This window comes from Arthrobacter globiformis NBRC 12137, assembly GCF_000238915.1.
In the GTDB taxonomy this organism is placed as follows: domain Bacteria; phylum Actinomycetota; class Actinomycetes; order Actinomycetales; family Micrococcaceae; genus Arthrobacter; species Arthrobacter globiformis.
On sequence record NZ_BAEG01000054.1, the window covers coordinates 20,363 to 36,784 of the forward strand.

Sequence of the window (16,422 nt, forward strand, 5' to 3'; positions counted from 1 at the left end):
CTATACCTCGTTCTCATCGCGGGGCCGCATGGGGATGGCGGCCCCGATCAGCACCTTGCCTTTTTCCTCTGCAGTTGCCGGGCGCATCTGGCCGCGCTCGTCCGGGACGAAGGTGATGGAATCGTCCTTCTGATCGGGGGCGTTCACGAAGGAGCGGAACCGGCGGAGGCGCTCGGGGTCCTTCAGGGTGTCGGCCCACTCGTCGATGTAGGTGTCGACGTGCTTGGCCATGGCTGCCTCGAGGTCCTCGGCGATGCCCAGGGTGTCGCGTACCACGACGTCCTCGACGTGCTTGATGCCGCCGTCGAGCTCCTCCTGCCAGCGGGCAGTGCGCTGCAGGCGGTCGGCGGTGCGGATGTAGTACATGAAGTAGCGGTCGATGTACTTGATCAGCGTCTCGTCGTCCAGGTCCTTGGCCAGCAGCTGGGCGTGGGCCGGGGTGGCGCCGCCGTTGCCGCCGACATACAGGTTCCAGCCGTCCGCGGTGGCGATCACGCCCACATCCTTGCCGCGGGCCTCGGCACACTCGCGGGCGCAGCCGGAGACGCCCATCTTGAGCTTGTGCGGGCTGCGGAGGCCGCGGTAGCGGAGCTCGAGCTGGATGGCCATGGCCACCGAGTCCTGGACGCCGAAGCGGCACCAGGTGGAACCGACGCAGGACTTCACGGTGCGCAGGCTCTTGCCGTACGCCTGGCCGGATTCGAAGCCGGCGTCCACCAGTTCCTTCCAGATTTCAGGGAGCTGCTCCAGCCGGGCACCGAACATGTCGATGCGCTGGCCGCCGGTGATCTTGGTGTACAGGTTGTACTTTTCGGCGACGGCGGCGATGACGCCGAGCTTCTTCGGGGTGATCTCGCCGCCGGCGATGCGGGGGACCACCGAATACGTGCCGTCCTTCTGCATGTTGGCCAGCGCACGGTCGTTGGTGTCCTGCAGGGTGCCGCGGCCGGCATCCAGGACGTAGGCGCTGTTCTGGCTGGCCAGGATGTTGGCGATGGTCGGCTTGCAGATGTCGCAGCCTGCGCCGGTGCCGTACTTGGCCATGATCTCTTCGAAGGAGGTCAGTTCCAGGACGCGGATGGCGTCGAACAGTTCCTGGCGGGACAGCTCGATGTGCTCGCACAGGGCCTTCGAAACCTCGACGCCGGACTTGGTCAGTTCGGTTTCCAGCAGCTTCTTGAGCATCGGCACGCAGGAACCGCACTGGGTTCCGGCGCGGGTGCAGCCCTTGAGTTCGCCAAGTTCCTGGACGGGGGCGTTGCCGTCGCAGGCGCCGCAGCCGTTGATGGCGTCGCGGATGGTTCCTGCCGTGACGTTGTTGCAGGAGCACAGCGTGGCGTCGTCCGGCAGTTCGGTCTCGGGGGCGTCGCCGCCGCCGGCGGCGCTGAGGAACGCACCGGGTTCGGCGGGAAGTTCGCGGCCCAGCAGCGGGCGAAGGCTCATGTACGGTGAGGCGTCGCCCACGAAGATGCCGCCCAGGAGGGTCTTGGCGTCGTCCGTGGTGACGATCTTCTGGTAAACGCCGCGGGCGGGGTCTGCGTAGACGATTTCGAGGGCGTGCTCGGTCTTGGCGAAGGCGTCGCCGAAGCTGGCTACATCCACACCGGACAGCTTGAGCTTGGTGGCGGTGTCGAAACCGGGGAAGGTGGCGTCCCCGCCGTGCAGACGGTCGGCCACGATCTCTGCCATGGTGTTGGCGGGCGCAACCAGGCCCAGGCACATGCCGCCGAAGTTGGCTACTTCACCAATGGCCCAGATGCCCGGTACTTCGGTGGCGCAGTAGTCGTTGATGACCACGCCGCCGCGCTGTCCCAGCGAGAAGACTTGCTCTTCGCCCTCGGGGGCGCGGAAGAGTTCGTCGCGGGGCCGGACGCCGATGGCGACGATCACCATGTCGGCTTCGATGATGCGGCCGTCGGCCATGAGGACGCCCGTGACCTGGCCCTCGCCGTCGGACAGGACTTCTGAGGGGAAGACGCCGCCGTGGACTTCAAAGCCCTTGGCTTTGATGAGACGGCCCATTGCCTGGCCCGCTCCTTCGTCGAGCTGCGTGGCCATCAGCCACTGCGAACCGTCGATGACGATCGGGTTGGCGCCGAGCTGCTCGGTGCCGGCGGCGGACTCGAGGCCGAGGAGGCCGCCACCGATGGTGACGGCGTTGACCTTGCGGCCGAGCTTTTCCGTGAGCTCGGCGATGGCCTTGTTAATGGCCCAGACATCTTCAAGCGTGCGGTACACGTGTGTGAGCTCGGCGCCGGGGATGGGCAGGCGGGCTGCATTAGAACCGGTTGCAACCACCAGTTCGTCGTATTCATAGGTGTTGCCGGCAGCGGTTTCCACCGTCTTGGCTTCGGCATTGATCTTGACTACGCGCTCGCCGGTCTTAAGCTCCACGTTGGCGTGGTCCCACATGGCGGCCTCACCCAGGGTGAGGTCGTAGTCCATGTCGGTGAGGGCCTTGGAGAGCGCAACGCGGTCGTAGGGGAGGTGGGCTTCCTCAGTGAGGACCGTGACATGCCAGCCATCGAGGCCGCGGGCATGCATTGCGTCCGCAAAACGGTGGGCTGCTGGGCCGCCGCCGGCGACCACGATGCGGCGCGGAGTCGATGAGGTTGAAGTCTGTTCGGTCACTGTGGGCCTTTCGCTGGGCCGCAGACGGTGCTCTGCAGCTTGTCCATCCAGACTAGGGAGGCGCAGTTTCGCTTCAGTTTCCCAATTGTTTCGTGAACTTAACTTCTGCATCACGGGATTGTTTCGGGCCATGTGAGGTGTCTTTTACGTTCCCGACACATTGACTGCACCCCGTCGAAACACCATCACCCTAGCTTTGGTATACGGCCGCAGCGGCGGCTACAGCAGACGCAATTTCACGTCTTGCAGAACCGGCCCGCCGCCGGAAAGCACGCAAAGGGAGAGGAGCCGGACATGACGGCAACACTGGAACTTGAGGATCTCGCCACCGGACATGCAGCAGGCTGGCATCGTGTCTGCGCGCTGGAGGACCTGGAACTGTCCTGGGGCGAAGCGGCACTCGTGGCCGGCCGGCAGGTTGCCCTGTTCCGCACGGGCCCCGGTGAGGTTTTCGCCGTAGCGCAGGAGGACCCGGCCACCGGCGCCTTCGTCATGGCACGCGGCATCCTCGGATCACGCGGCGCCCGCCCCACCATCGCCTCGCCGCTGCACAAGGAGGTCTACGACCTCGAAACGGGCGAGTGCTTCGGCAACGAGGACCTGCGCCTGGCCGCGTACGGCACCCGCATCGTGGACGGCTTCATCGAGGTCGAGCTCTAAAACCCAAGGGCCATCTACAGGCCCAGGGCCTCGCGCACGTCTGTGAGCACCTGGTCCAGCGCGGCCCTGGCCGCCAGCCGGGCTTCGGGCAGTTCAGCGGCCGAGCCGACGCTTTGAATGACCTCGAGGTAGCACTTGAGTTTCGGCTCCGTGCCGCTGGGCCGGATGATCACACGGCTGAGGTCGCGGGTCACGTAGAGCAGCCCGTCGGTCGGGGGCAGCTGTTCGCTGCCTTCGGCCAGATCAACGAATGACGCCACGGCCGAACCGCCAAACGATTCGGGCGGGTTCACGCGCAGCCGGTTCATCATGGCGTCCAGCAGGCCGAGATCACCCACCCGGATGTTCAGCTGGTCACTCGCGTGGAGCCCGTGGACCAGGTACAGCTCGTCCAGGGTGTCGAAGATCGTCTTGCCCTCGGACTTGGCCGCGGCCGCGAGTTCCGCAATCAGCACCGCGGCGGACAGTCCGTCCTTGTCGCGGACCAGATCCGGTGCAACGCAGTAGCCCAGCGCCTCTTCGTAGCCGTAGGCGAGGCCCGGCACCCGGGAAATCCACTTGAACCCCGTGAGCGTCTCCTCGTGGGCGTACCCTGCTGCCGCGGCGATGCGTGCAAGCAGCCGGGACGAAACAATCGAACTGGCGAACACTCCGCCGCCCGCGTCCGCTTCGGAGCCGTCGGCCCCGGCCGCCAGCCGCGCCACGACATGCGCCCCGAGGAGGGCGCCCACCTCATCGCCCCGCAGCATCCGCCACGCACCCGTGTCCGGGTCCTTCGCGGCCACCGCGGCGCGGTCCGCGTCCGGGTCGTTGGCCAGGACAATGTCCGCGTCCGCCTGCATCGCCGCGCCGAGCGCCAGATCCAGGGCGCCGGGTTCCTCGGGGTTGGGAAAACTGACGGTGGGGAAGTCCGGGTCCGGCTCGGCCTGCTCGCTGACCAGCGTCACGTCGGTGAACCCGGCTGCCCGGAGCACGGCGACAGCCGTGGTGCCGCCCACGCCGTGCAGCGGTGTCAGGACGATCTTCAGGTCCCGGGCCGGGAACAGCCCGCGGTCGGCAAGCCCTGCCGTGGCCGCCTCGTAGTCCTGAACGATGCCGGCGTCCAGGACCGTCCATCCGTCCTGGGCCAGGGGGATCGAGGCAAGGTCCCCCACGTTGCTGATTTCGGTGGCGATCAGGGCATCGTACGGCGCCACGATCTGCGCGCCCCGGCCGTTTTCCTCCACGGCATGACGGCCGAGGTACACCTTGTAGCCGTTGTCCTGCGGAGGGTTGTGGCTGGCAGTGACCATCACACCGCCGTCGCATTCCAGCGCCCGGACCGCATACGCCAGCAGCGGCGTCGGCAGGGCAGCCGGCATCAGGAACGTCTCGATTCCGGCCGCGGTAAGCACCGCCGCCGTCTCCGCGGCGAAGATCTCCGAGTTGTAGCGGGCGTCATAGCCGACGACGGCGCGTGGCCGTGTGCCGGGCGCAGCCTCCGCCACCGCCCGGACCAGAAAATTGGCGAAGCCCGCCGCTGCGCGGCGGACCACGACGCGGTTCATCCGGTTGGGCCCCGGTCCCAGGGCGGCACGCAGGCCCGCCGTTCCGAATTGCAGAGTTCCCCGGAAGCTGTCTTCGAGGTCCTGCCGGGCGGCGGCCGTGCCGGCCTCGGTGAGTTTCACGAGTTCAATCAGCGTTGCCGCGGTGCGCGGATCCGGATCCTGGGCAGCCCAGGCGCGGGCGTCGTTGAGCAGCTGCAGATCGGCTTCGGAGGACGTCATGGAAACCAAACTATCGTCAAAACTCGGCGGAGCGGTGCCGGACAGGGCAGCGGACCCGTCATAACCCGACCGGTTCGTGGCGGGCCGGGCCGCCGCTTGACAGCAAAAATTCTGGACACGTAACGTCTCGGTTGTGAAGCTGAACCAGGGGGTGGAGTGGGCCCTCCACTGCTGCGTCAACCTGGCGTGGGCATCCGCAGGGGAACCGATCAGCAGCGGCCGGCTGGCCGAGCTGTACAAGCTGCCGCCGGCATACCTGAACAAGCAGCTTCAGTGCCTGGTGCGGGCGGGCGTCCTGCAGTCCGTGTCCGGCCCCAGGGGAGGGTTCCAGCTGGCGCGCCGTGCCGACCGCATCTCAGTGCTGGACGTGGTGCTGGCCATCGAAGGCCGGGACCTGGCGTTCCGCTGCGACGGCATCCTGGCGAACTGCCCCGGCGGGGATGCGGAGCAGGACTACCTCCGGAGCTGCATCATTGCGCAGTCCATGCGCCAGGCGGAGCTGGCCTGGCGCACCGAACTGGCGCGGCAGACCGTGGCGGGCATTGCGCAGTCCCTCGAGCGGCGCTTCCCGCAGGCGCGGGCCGACTCGCTCGCCCAACTCCGCGCCAGCAGCGACGGGCGGGACTAGAGCCGGGCAGCGCACTGGAGCCGGGCAGTGCACTGGAGCCGGGCCGTGCACCTAGAGGCGGCCAATGATTTCCGCGAGCAGTTTGGAGATGCGCGGCCCGGCAGCGTGTCCGGCTTCGAGCACTTCCTCATGGCTCAGCGGGGTCGGGCTGATGCCGGCCGCGAGATTGGTGACCAGCGAGATGCCGAAGACCTCCATGCCGGCGTGCCGGGCGGCGATGGCCTCCAGTGCAGTCGACATGCCCACGAGGTCGGCACCGATCCGCTTGGCGTACTGCACCTCGGCCGGCGTCTCGTAATGCGGGCCGGTGAACTGGGCGTAGACACCTTCATCGAGGGAGGGGTCGACGTCCCGGGCCAGGTCCCGGAGCCGCGATGAGTACAGGTCGGTCAGGTCCACGAAGGTTGCGCCTTCGAGCGGGGACGTCGCGGTGAGGTTGATGTGATCTTTGATGAGCACGGGGGTGCCGGGGGTCCAGTCTTCGTTGAGTCCGCCGCAGCCGTTGGTGATCACCAGGGTCCGGCAGCCGGCGGCGGCCGCGGTGCGCACGCCGTGGGCAACGGCGCGGACGCCCTTGCCCTCGTAGTAGTGGGTGCGGGCGCCGAGGACCAGTGCGCGCTTGCCTTCCCGGGTCAGCACGGAGCGAATCGTGCCCACGTGTCCCTCCACGGCCGGAGCCGAAAAGCCGGGCACGTCCGAGGCTGCCAGCGTCGCGGTGGTCTCGCCGATGAGGTCGGCGGCCTCGGCCCAGCCTGAGCCCAGGACCAGGGCGGTGTCGTGTGCTTCGACGCCGGTCTCCGACGCGATGTAGTCCGCGGCCGTCCGCGCTGCTTCGAAGGGGTCCGTGTCCAGGAAATCTGTTATGCTCACCCGATCCAAGCTACCGTGCCGGAGCCGGTGCGGGCAGCAGAAACGCGCCCCCTGGGGCTGGCTGGCCTGCCCCGGACGGTTGGTGGTCCGGCGCAGGATGCAGGACAATAGACGTTTGTGACTATGCATCCTGATTTCAGCGCCCCCCGAATCGCAATTCTCGGCGGAGGTCCGGGTGGCTATGAAGCCGCCATGGTGGCCGCCTCGCTGGGAGCCCAAGTCACCATCATCGAGCGCTCCGGCCTGGGCGGCTCCGCGGTGCTGACCGACGTCGTGCCGTCCAAGACGCTGATCGCGACGGCGGACCTGATGACCCGGGTGAGCGTTGCAGGCGAGCTGGGCGTCAAGTTCGACGTCGACGGCGGGGATTTCGTTCCGGTCATGCGCGCCGATCTCAAGCACATCAACGACCGCCTGCTCGGCCTCGCCCGCCAGCAGTCCGCCGACATCCAGACCGGCCTGGAGCACCAGAACGTCCGCATCCTGAACGGCTCCGGCAAGCTGGTGGACAACCACACCATCGAGGTCCTGACCGCCGACGGCACCGAAACCGTCGAGGCTGACGCCATCCTGCTGACCGTCGGGGCGCACCCGCGGGAACTGCCCACGGCACGGCCGGACGGCGAACGGATCCTGAACTGGGCACAGATCTACAACCTGGACGAGCTGCCGGAGGAACTGATTGTGGTGGGCTCCGGCGTGACCGGCGCCGAGTTCGCCTCCGCCTACAACGGCCTGGGCTCCAAGGTCACCCTCATCTCCAGCCGCGACCGCGTGCTTCCGGGCTCCGACACGGACGCCGCCGAGGTGCTGGAAGAGGTCTTCGAACGCCGCGGCGTGAAGGTGCTGTCCCGTGCGCGTGCGGAGACAGTGGAACGGACCGAAAACGGCGTGGTGGTCACCCTCGGTGACGGTTCCAAGGTCACCGGCAGCCACTGCCTGGTGTGCGTGGGCTCCATTCCCAACACCGCCGGCATCGGCCTGGAGGAAGCCGGCGTGGCGCTGACCGAGAGCGGCCACATCAAGGTGGACGGCGTGTCCCGCACCACTGCCCCGAACATCTACGCTGCCGGCGACTGCACCGGCGTCCTGGCGCTCGCCTCTGTCGCGGCCATGCAGGGCCGGATCGCCATTGCGCACTTCCTGGGCGACCAGGTGACCCCCATCAAGCTGCACCAGGTGGCGTCCAACATCTTCACGTCGCCCGAGATCGCGTCAGTGGGCGTCTCCGAGGCCGAGATCGAATCCGGCAAGTACCAGGGCGACATCATCAAGCTCTCCCTGCAGAGCAACGCCCGCGCCAAGATGCGCAACGTCAAGGACGGCTTCGTCAAGATCTTCGCCCGCAAGGGATCGGGCACCGTGATCGGCGGCGTGGTGGTCGGTGCCAACGCGTCGGAGCTGATCTTCGCCATCTCCATCGCGGTGAAGCAGAAACTGCACGTCGACGACGTCGCCAGCACCTTCACGGTGTACCCGTCCCTGAGCGGCTCCATCTCCGAGGCGGCACGGCGTCTGCACGTGCACATCTAAGGTGTTGCCGCGCAACCTGTGAATGGCAGCATTCTCCTAGTCGCCACCGGCAGAGCTGAGTAAAATTCAGACTGTCGATCCCCGGGATTGGCGGCGCCGGGCTCCGACAGACCGATCCACCAGCGGACAGCCATGCGGAGATTTCCTTCCGAACGGTCGGACCGCGGAAGCCAGGAGCATGCCATGATCACTGTTCAAAAAGCCGCTATCAACACCGCCCTCATAGCGGCGCTCGTGGGCGGCGGCGCGTACCTCGCCATGGGCTATCCCGTCATTGCCTCGTCCACAAACGGCACGGGAAGCCAGTCCGGCACGGACTCAACCAAAGGCGGCCACCAGGCCAACGGGATCACCGAGCAGCTGCTGACGGGGAGCACCGCCACACGGGTAAGGAACGCAGTGCTGGCGGCCAACCCAGGCGCGACGGTCCACCGGGTTGAGACCGACGCCGAAGGGGCGGTCTACGAAGCGCACATCACGAAGGCTGACGGCTCGCGGGCGACAGTCAAGCTGGACGGTTCCTTCAACGTCACCGCCACGGAAGCCGGACGCGGACGGTAGGAATTCCGGCGGCTCAGGAGCAGGCGTACGGGGGAACGGCGTCGCCGGGCGTGAAGGGCTCGAACCAGTGCCGGATGTCCAGCTTTCCCGCGTCCTGCTCCTGGGCGCCGTCCGCTGCGCCGGCGTTGTCCGCGTACAGGGTCTCGGAGTCGGCGTCCTCCAGCAGGACTTCCTCCACGATGGCCCGCCACTCCTCAGGGAGGTCCAGTTCGTAAATGTCCTCGGTGATCCTGGCCTGGTCGAGCAGGCAGTGGACCGCGAGTTCACCGGCCAGGCAGCCGGGGGCGGTCCAGCCGCGGGCAAAGGACGCGGTGACGTCCGACGCCACCACGATGAACCGCTGCGTGAACTTCGCGTCATAGCTGGCAGCGAACTGCGGGGGCAGCGAGGACAGCACGGAGGTTCCGGCGATGGCCTCGGGTGTGACGGTGTCCAGTTCGTGCAGCGTGCCAAGGTCGCGGAACAGCTGGTCGATGAGGATGCTGGACGAGTTCCACAGCAGGCCCGCGAGCAGGCGCGTCTGGCGCACGGACCGCTCCCGCTCGCCGGGGCTGGCGGCGGCCATCTCGGCAAGGTCGTCGGGGTCGAACTGGAGCCGCTGTTCGGCGGTCATGTCGTCGGGGTGCGGGTCCAGACCCAGGAGTTCAAGGCTCAGCCCGGTGAGTTTTTCGGAATCGGCCAGCAGTTCGTCGGTGATGTCGTCGTCGTCGTCGGCATTCATGCCACCGATGCTACCGGCCAGCCGCGGCTGGCCCGATTTCTGTGACGCAGGCCGGGTCATCCGGGAGCGGCCTCAGGCGGCAGCACCCTGAAAGTGCTTCTCGATCAGCCCCCTGATGTCCTCGTGGCAGCCACCGCAGCCCGTGCCCGCGCGGGTGGCCGCGGAAACCTCTGCCACCGTGGAGCAGCCCCCGGCGGCGGCGTCGGCAATCTTGCCTCCGCTCACGCCGGCGCAGCGGCACACGGTGCTCTCGGGGTCGTTGGAGGCGCCTGCCGACGCGAGCTGGTCCGGTCCGTCGAGACGAAGGAGCAGGGACCTGTCTGCGGGCAGCTCGGCTCCGCGTTCGAACAGCTGGACCAGCTCTCCAGCGGTGCGCGGCATGCCCACGCTGACCAGGCCCTCCAGTACTCCGCCGCGGGTGGTCATCTTGACGTAGCGTCCGTGCTCGGGGTCGGCCCACTGCGCGATCTGCAGGCGCGGCCGGCCGTTGACGGCCCCGGCCGTCAGGACCTCCTCGTCCCAGGGTTCGGCGGAGTTGTCCCCTGCCACGGCCATGTTCATGCCGCGCGCCTTCAGCACGATGACGCCCGGCTTTTCCTGGGGGAGCGGGGGCAGCGAGTCGGCGTCCTCCACCGAACCCTCGGACAGCAGCACGAGGTATTCGGCGAGCCATTCGGCCTGCCGCCAGCCCGGGCCCACCAGGCCGGACGGGCCCCGCGCGGTGCGGCACTCGGTGCAGGCGGGATCCGGGCAGCGGACCTCGGCGCAGTCACCGATGGCGAAGATATGCGGCTCGTGGTGGGCCCGCAGCCGGTGGTCCACCAGGATGCCTGCTCCGGTGGAGAGCCCGCAGCCCTCGGCGAGCTCAATGCGCGGGCGGACGCCGCAGGACAGGACCAGCAGGTCGCCGTCGATCGCCGATCCGTCGTCGAGCAGCAGTGCCGAGAACCCGCCGTCGGGACCGTTGTGCTCAACGCCCGTGGAACGGGCGTTGCCCGCCACCCGGACGCCGCAGCTGCGCAGGCTGGCCGCCAGCACGGCGCCGCCGCCGCGGTCGATGTTCCGGCCCAGCGGGTGGGGCCCGTTGTGCACGACCGTGACTGTGGCGCCTTCTTCAGCGGCGGCGAGGGCCGTCTCAAGGCCGAGCACGCCGCCGCCCAGGACCACCACGCGCTTGCGGCCTGCCACGGCCCGGCGGAGGACCTCGGCGTCGCGGAGGTCCCGGAGTGCGGTGACACCCGGTGGAAGGACGGGGGCGGCAGGGTCAGGATTCAGCCCCGTGAGGTTGGGGATCACGGGCCGGGAACCGGTGGCGAAGACCAGCCGGTCGTAGTGGGCGGAGGTGCCGTCGGAGAGGATGACGGACTGCCGGGCGCGGTCCACGCGCCGGACCTTCACGCCCAGCCGGACGTCCACGCCGTCGGCCACCAGTGCTGCGGCGTCGGCGAGGGCCAGCGCCTCGGGGGTGGTGCGGCCGACCCCGAGGTCGGCCACCAGCACCCGGTTGTAGGCGGCCTCGGTTTCCTGGCCGATGACCGTCAGCCCCACCTGCCCGGCACGCAGTGCCGGCAGCAGTTCGTCGACCAGCCGGGCCGCCACCGGACCGAATCCGACAATTACAATCTGCTCGCTCATGAGGCCTCCGATGTCTGAAGAACACTGGTGATCGGGGTGGCCGCTGCCAGCCTGACCCAGACTTTGTTGAACTTGAATTCGGGCATTCCCGAAATGGGATCCGTGGCCGCTTCCGTCAGCCGGTTCGCGCTTTCCAGTTCGGGGAAGTGGAACGGCAGGAAGACGGTCTCGGGACGGATGGCGGTGCTGAGCTCGGCCCGGCAGACCACTTCGCCGCGTTCGTTGGCCACCGAGACCCCCGCGCCGTCCGTGATGCCCATGGCCGCGGCGGCGGCCGGATGGATCTGCACCCGTGCTTCGGGCCGGGAGGCCAGGAGCTCTGCCACCCGCCGGGTCTGCGCACCCGACTGGTAGTGCTCCAGCAGGCGGCCGGTAATGAGGGTCATGGGCTTGGCGGCCGGATCGGGGTTCGCGACGGGAGTACGACGGCGGCGGGGCGCCACCGGCGTCATGACCGCCTTACCGTCGGCGTGGGCAAACGCCTCCAGGAACATGCGCGGGGTTCCGGTGCTGCCGGCGGGGTAGGGCCAGTACGCGGCCGCGCCGCTGTCCAGCATGGCGTAGTCGATGCCGGAGTAGTCGGCCGCCCCGCCGGCAGATGCCAGGCGCAGCTCCTCGAAGACTGTCTCCGGATCGTCGCTGTAGGTGGACGGTGCCTCAAGCGCCTCGGCCAGCCGGGCCATGATCCACAGTTCGCTGCGGGCGCCGGCGGGCGGCTGGATCGCCTGCCGGCGGCGGAGAACACGGCCTTCGAGGTTGGTCAGCGTGCCTTCCTCCTCGGCCCACTGCAGCACCGGCAGGACGAGGTCGGCCTCGGCTGCGGTCTCGGACATGAAGAAGTCGCAGACCACCAGGAAATCCAGGCTGCGGAGCCCGCGGATGACAGCGTTAGCATCCGGTGAGGCGACGGCGATGTTGGAGGCATGCACGAAAAGGCAGCGGACGCCGTCGGGCTGTCCCAGTGATTTGAGCAGCTGCACGGCCGGCAGGCCGGGGCCGGGGATGAGCGACTCGGGGACGTTCCAGACCTTCGCCATGTGTGCCCGGGCGGCGGGATCGGTGATCTTGCGGTAGCCGGGCAGCTGGTCGGCCTTCTGGCCGTGCTCGCGGCCGCCCTGGCCGTTGCCCTGGCCCGTGAGTGTGCCGTAGCCGCTGCGGGTGCTGCCGGGCAAGCCCAGCAGAAGGCTGAGGTTGATGGCCGCCGTGGCGGTGTCCGTGCCGTCCACGTGCTGCTCCACGCCGCGTCCGGTCAGGATGTAGCTGCCGCCCCTGCGTGCGCCGCTGGCCAGCCGCCGGGCCGTCTCACGGATGAGCTCGGCGGGAACGCCGGTGATGGACTGGACCCGTTCCGGCCAGTAGGCGTTGACGGACCGGACCACGGCGTCAAAGCCGGTGGTGCGTGCCTGGATGTATTCGGCGTCGAGCAGGCCTTCGTGGATCACCACATGGGAGATGCCCAGCAGCAGCGTGAGGTCGGTGCCCGGAAGGGGCTGCAGGTGGATGCCGCCGCCGTCGGAGGTAAATGCGGCGGTGGCGGAACGCCTCGGGTCCACGACGATGAAGCCGCCGGCGTCACGGACGCCCTGCAGGTGCTGGACGAAGGGCGGCATGGTCTCGGCGACGTTGGAGCCGAGCATCAGGATGGTGCTGGCCGTGTCCAGCGCCTCAAGGGGGAACGGGAGTCCCCGGTCCAGGCCGAAGGCGCGCATGCCGGCGGCGGCCGCCGACGACATGCAGAACCGGCCGTTGTAGTCGATCCGGGAGGTGCCGAGGGCGAGGCGGGCAAACTTGCCCAGCTGGTAGGCCTTTTCGTTGGTGAGGCCGCCGCCACCGAAGACGCCGACGGAGTCCGCGCCGTACTTGGCGCGGGCGTCCTTGACGGCTGTGGTGACGCGCCCCAGGGCCTCGTCCCAGGAGATGGGGCGGAAGACGCCGTCGGGCCCCTTGAACATGGGCTCGGTGACGCGTCCGGGGTGCTGCAGCAGCGACGCGGACGTCCACCCCTTGCGGCAGAGGCCGCCGCGGTTGGTGGGGAAGTCGCGGCCGCTGACCTCGAGGGCGGGCGCGGCCGGCACGGGGCTTGACCCCGGCTGGTCAGCCGGGGTCAGGCCCGTTGCGGCCGTGGCCGCTGGGGACTTGAGCGTCATGGCGCACTGCAGGGCGCAGTAAGGGCAGTGCGTGTCGGCGCTTTTGGTCATGTTAGACGTGTCCCATCGCATTTCGGTTGGCGTTGCGGATGTAAAAGAACCAGCAGACGGCCAGCATCAGGACGTATGCTCCGACGAAGCCGTAGAAGGCCGGGGTGTAGGAGCCGCTGGCGGTGTTGGAGGCGTTCAGCACCTGCGGGATAACGAACCCGCCGTAGGCGCCGATGGCGGAGATCAGGCCGAGCGCCGAGGAGGCGAGCCGCTGGGTCTGCACCGAGCTGGCTCCGGAACGGGCCGCCCGGCTGGAGGTCGCGAAGATCACCGGGATCATGCGGTAGGTGGCGCCGTTTCCGAAGCCGCTGGCCGTGAACAGCATCAGGAACAGGACCAGGAAGAGCCAGAAGTTCTTCAGCGGCAGCGTCCAGATCATGGTCAGCGTGATGACGGCCATGGAGGCGAAGGCTGTGACGGTCATGCGGGCTCCGCCCATGCGGTCAGCCATGCGTCCGCCGTAGGGGCGGGCCAGTGAGCCGACCAGCGGGCCGAGGAAGGCCAGCGAGAGGGCCACTGCACCGACGGAGATGGAGGAGAAGGCCGGGAAGTAGTCCTTGATCAGCTTGGGGAAGACGCCGGCGAAGCCGATGAAGGAACCGAACGTTCCGATGTAGAGCAGGGCCATGACCCACAGGTGGGGTTCCTTCGCTGCTGCCAGGGATCCGGCAACGTCGCCCTTGGCGCTCGTGAGGTTGTTCATGTACTTGTAGGCGCCGAAGGCTGCCAGGAGGATCAGCGGAACCCACATGAGGCCGGCGACAGGCAGGTTGACGGTGCCGGCGGCCAGCAGCGTGATGGCGATCGGGACGGCAAGCTGCGCCACGGCTGCGCCGAGGTTGCCGCCGGCGGCGTTCAGGCCCAACGCCCAGCCCTTTTCGCGGGCCGGGTAGAAGAAGGTGATGTTGGCCATGGAGCTGGCGAAGTTGCCGCCGCCGAAGCCGGCGAGGGCAGCCACGAGGAGCATGACGCCGAACGGTGTCTCCGGGTTGGACACGCACAGTGCGAGCCCGATGGAGGGAATGAGGAGGAGCAGGGCGGAGACGATGGTCCAGTTCCGGCCGCCGAAGCGCGGAACCATGAACGTGTAGGGGATTCGGAGCGTGGCCCCGACGAGGCTCGGCATGGAGATCAGCCAGAAGATCTCGGAGGTGCTGAACGTGAATCCGGCGGCGGGGAGCTGGACCACCACGATGGACCACAGCTGCCAGACGACGAAGCCAAGGAACTCGGCGAAGATGGACCAGTTGAGGTTGCGGCGCGCGATGGAGCGGCCCTCGGATTCCCACTGGTGCTTGTTCTCGGCGTCCCAGTTGGCGATCCAGCGCCCGGGACGCTCTTCAAGGGCAGGTGCGTCAGTGGTGGTGGCGGCGGCGGCAAGATCAAGGGAATTGTGGGTTCCGGCGTCTGCGGTGCGGTCAGCAGTCACGGTTTACCTCCTTGGGGATTGTTGTCCTTCCAAGGTAGAGATGGCGCGTTTCGCAGACGGTCGCAGTTTGTTAACGTGCTGTGACATTTGCCTATCAGCCCGCTTTGGGCAGCGTTAGGCTTGTCGGACGACCTCATGCTGAGACAACAAGGAAAGTCCGGATACTGGACCGCCTGTCCGTTGGGTGGATGGCGGGAACTAAGATTGAACTCTGTTTTATCCCTATGTTTTGAGGGGCTTCAGCGCGAGGCCCGTCCAGTTCTCACGAAAGCGTCCCCACATGTCATCGCCTGCTACGTCAACGGAACATGGCACCGCCAAACCGGTGAACTCCAAGGGCAAAGTCATCTTTGCCAGCCTCATCGGAACGACGATCGAGTTCTATGACTTCTACATCTACGCCACCGCGTCGGTGCTGGTCTTCCCCCGGCTGTTCTTCCCGCAAGCCACGGAAATCAACGCCCTCCTGAGCTCGTTCGCGATCTTCGGCGTCGCGTTCATCGCCCGGCCCATCGGCTCGGTCCTGTTCGGACACTTCGGCGACAAGTTCGGCCGCAAGGGCACCCTGGTGGCCTCCCTGCTCACCATGGGCCTCGCCACCTTCCTCATCGGGCTGCTGCCCACCGCCACCGTCGCCGGCTGGGGCGTCCTGGCCCCGCTGCTGCTTGTGCTGCTGCGCTTCGCCCAGGGCCTTGCACTGGGCGGTGAGTGGTCCGGTGCGGCACTGCTGGCCACCGAGAACGCCCCCAAGGGCAAGCGCGCCATCTACGGGACGTTCCCGCAGCTCGGCGCCCCCATCGGCTTCATCCTGGCCAACCTGCTCTTCATCTGGTTCAACGCCGCCCTCAGCCCCGAAGAATTCATCGCCTGGGGCTGGCGCGTTCCGTTCCTGCTCAGCGCGGTCCTGGTGATCGTGGGCCTCTACGTCCGGCTCAAGCTGGTGGAGAGTGTCTCCTTCCAGAAGGTCCTGAAGGAAGACAAGGTGGTCAAGGTCCCCTTCGCCGCCACCATCAAGAGCCACTGGCGCCCGGTTCTGGCCGGAACCTTCATCATGCTGGCCACGTACGTGCTGTTCTACATCATGACCTCCTTCACCCTGACCTACGGCACCAAGCCCGCCTCCGTTGCGGCCGCGCAGGCCGCCGCGGAGAAGGCAGGCAAGCCGATGTCGGCCGCAGAGGTGGCCAACTTCGTTCCCGGCCTGGGTGTTCCCCGCGGTGACTTCCTCTGGATGCTGATCCTCGGCGTCGTCTTCTTCGGCATCTTCACGCTCGTGTCCGGCCCGCTGGCCGAGAAGTGGGGCCGCCGCAAGTTCCTCATGGGCGTCACCGTAGGCATCTTCGTGTTCGGCGCGCTGTGGTTCACCATGTTCGGCCCGGGCCCCGGCGCGGCAATCGTCGGCCTCATTGTCGGCTTCACGCTGATGGGACTCACCTTCGGCCCGATGGCCGCGATCCTGCCCGAGCTGTTCCCGTCCAACGTGCGCTACACGGGCTCGGCTGTCGCGTACAACCTCTCCAGCGTCATTGGCGCCGCCCCGGCATCGTTCATCGCGATTGCCCTGTGGCAGGCAGCCGGCGGCAGCACCTGGCTCGTCGGCGTGTACATGGCCGCGGCTGCCGTGCTGACGTTCATCGCCCTGTGGATCACCCGCGAGACCAAGGACACGGACTACGAGAACAACGTGGCCTGATTTCCAGGTTTAGATGCGGAAATGAAAATGCCCGGTGTGAATCACACCGGGCATTTTCATGCGTTGTTCAGCCGTGTTGAGCAGCGGCTCGCTTGAG

At 67.7% G+C, this 16,422-nt stretch carries 12 protein-coding genes; 5 read left to right on the top strand and 7 right to left on the bottom strand.

Annotated elements, in window-relative coordinates; all coding sequences use genetic code 11:
- On the bottom strand, positions 1–2,631 hold the full coding sequence (nirB, locus tag ARGLB_RS10265; protein ID WP_043418698.1) for a nitrite reductase large subunit NirB: 2,631 nt from the start codon (positions 2,629–2,631) through the stop codon (positions 1–3).
- Positions 2,632–2,925: 294 nt separating this feature from the next.
- Here nirB and nirD point away from each other — a divergent pair, with 294 nt between their 5' ends.
- Positions 2,926–3,291 (top strand): nitrite reductase small subunit NirD, encoded by a 366-nt coding sequence (gene nirD, locus ARGLB_RS10270; protein ID WP_003801934.1) that lies wholly within the window; start codon positions 2,926–2,928, stop codon positions 3,289–3,291.
- Positions 3,292–3,305: 14 nt separating this feature from the next.
- On the opposite strand, the gene ARGLB_RS10275 is transcribed toward nirD, so the two are convergent.
- Positions 3,306–5,057 carry a phospho-sugar mutase gene (locus ARGLB_RS10275; RefSeq protein ID WP_003801936.1) on the bottom strand — a complete coding sequence of 584 codons (1,752 nt, stop codon included), beginning with the start codon at positions 5,055–5,057 and terminating at the stop codon, positions 3,306–3,308.
- 133 nt (positions 5,058–5,190) lie between these two features.
- On the opposite strand from ARGLB_RS10275, the gene ARGLB_RS10280 reads away from it, so the two are divergent.
- The gene (locus ARGLB_RS10280) at positions 5,191–5,685 is read left to right on the top strand and encodes an RrF2 family transcriptional regulator (RefSeq protein WP_003801937.1); all 495 of its coding nucleotides are present in this window, start codon (positions 5,191–5,193) and stop codon (positions 5,683–5,685) included.
- A gap of 51 nt (positions 5,686–5,736) precedes the next feature.
- Here ARGLB_RS10280 and ARGLB_RS10285 read toward each other — a convergent pair whose 3' ends face one another.
- Positions 5,737–6,555, bottom strand: coding sequence for a purine-nucleoside phosphorylase (locus tag ARGLB_RS10285; RefSeq protein WP_003801939.1), 819 nt, complete (start codon positions 6,553–6,555; stop codon positions 5,737–5,739).
- A 117-nt stretch (positions 6,556–6,672) separates the two neighbouring features.
- Here ARGLB_RS10285 and ARGLB_RS10290 point away from each other — a divergent pair, with 117 nt between their 5' ends.
- Together ARGLB_RS10290 and ARGLB_RS10295 are read left to right on the top strand one after the other, a co-directional pair.
- Positions 6,673–8,088, top strand: a complete 1,416-nt coding sequence (locus ARGLB_RS10290; RefSeq protein ID WP_043418701.1) for an NAD(P)H-quinone dehydrogenase — start codon at positions 6,673–6,675, stop codon at positions 8,086–8,088.
- Between the two features lie 183 nt (positions 8,089–8,271).
- Complete coding sequence (locus ARGLB_RS10295; protein ID WP_003801943.1) at positions 8,272–8,649, top strand: hypothetical protein; 378 nt, start codon at positions 8,272–8,274, stop codon at positions 8,647–8,649.
- Between the two features lie 13 nt (positions 8,650–8,662).
- Here the strand turns inward: ARGLB_RS10295 and ARGLB_RS10300 are convergent, their stop codons facing one another.
- From ARGLB_RS10300 to ARGLB_RS10315, 4 genes are all read right to left on the bottom strand, one after another.
- Positions 8,663–9,370, bottom strand: a complete 708-nt coding sequence (locus tag ARGLB_RS10300; protein ID WP_139023311.1) for a hypothetical protein — start codon at positions 9,368–9,370, stop codon at positions 8,663–8,665.
- 72 nt (positions 9,371–9,442) lie between these two features.
- On the bottom strand, positions 9,443–11,005 hold the full coding sequence (locus ARGLB_RS10305) for an FAD-dependent oxidoreductase (RefSeq protein WP_003801947.1): 1,563 nt from the start codon (positions 11,003–11,005) through the stop codon (positions 9,443–9,445).
- A complete protein-coding gene (locus ARGLB_RS10310; RefSeq protein ID WP_003801949.1) occupies positions 11,002–13,203 on the bottom strand; it encodes a molybdopterin oxidoreductase family protein in 2,202 nt (733 codons plus the stop codon). Before ARGLB_RS10310 ends, ARGLB_RS10305 begins: the two co-directional genes overlap by 4 nt.
- Position 13,204: 1 nt before the next feature.
- Positions 13,205–14,632, bottom strand: a complete 1,428-nt coding sequence (locus ARGLB_RS10315; protein ID WP_003801951.1) for an MFS transporter — start codon at positions 14,630–14,632, stop codon at positions 13,205–13,207.
- 280 nt (positions 14,633–14,912) lie between these two features.
- Here ARGLB_RS10315 and ARGLB_RS10320 point away from each other — a divergent pair, with 280 nt between their 5' ends.
- Entirely contained in the window at positions 14,913–16,325 is a 1,413-nt protein-coding gene (locus tag ARGLB_RS10320; RefSeq protein WP_043418704.1) for an MFS transporter, read from the top strand.
- Positions 16,326–16,422: the final 97 nt, after the last annotated feature.

Coding starts and splice junctions, on each gene's coding strand:
- nirD (WP_003801934.1), top strand. CDS start 2,926: ATGACGGCAACACTGGAACTTGAGGATCTCGCCACCGGACATGCAGCA.
- ARGLB_RS10275 (WP_003801936.1), bottom strand. CDS start 5,057: ATGACGTCCTCCGAAGCCGATCTGCAGCTGCTCAACGACGCCCGCGCC.
- ARGLB_RS10295 (WP_003801943.1), top strand. CDS start 8,272: ATGATCACTGTTCAAAAAGCCGCTATCAACACCGCCCTCATAGCGGCG.
- ARGLB_RS10300 (WP_139023311.1), bottom strand. CDS start 9,370: ATGAATGCCGACGACGACGACGACATCACCGACGAACTGCTGGCCGAT.
- ARGLB_RS10305 (WP_003801947.1), bottom strand. CDS start 11,005: ATGAGCGAGCAGATTGTAATTGTCGGATTCGGTCCGGTGGCGGCCCGG.
- ARGLB_RS10310 (WP_003801949.1), bottom strand. CDS start 13,203: ATGACCAAAAGCGCCGACACGCACTGCCCTTACTGCGCCCTGCAGTGC.
- ARGLB_RS10320 (WP_043418704.1), top strand. CDS start 14,913: ATGTCATCGCCTGCTACGTCAACGGAACATGGCACCGCCAAACCGGTG.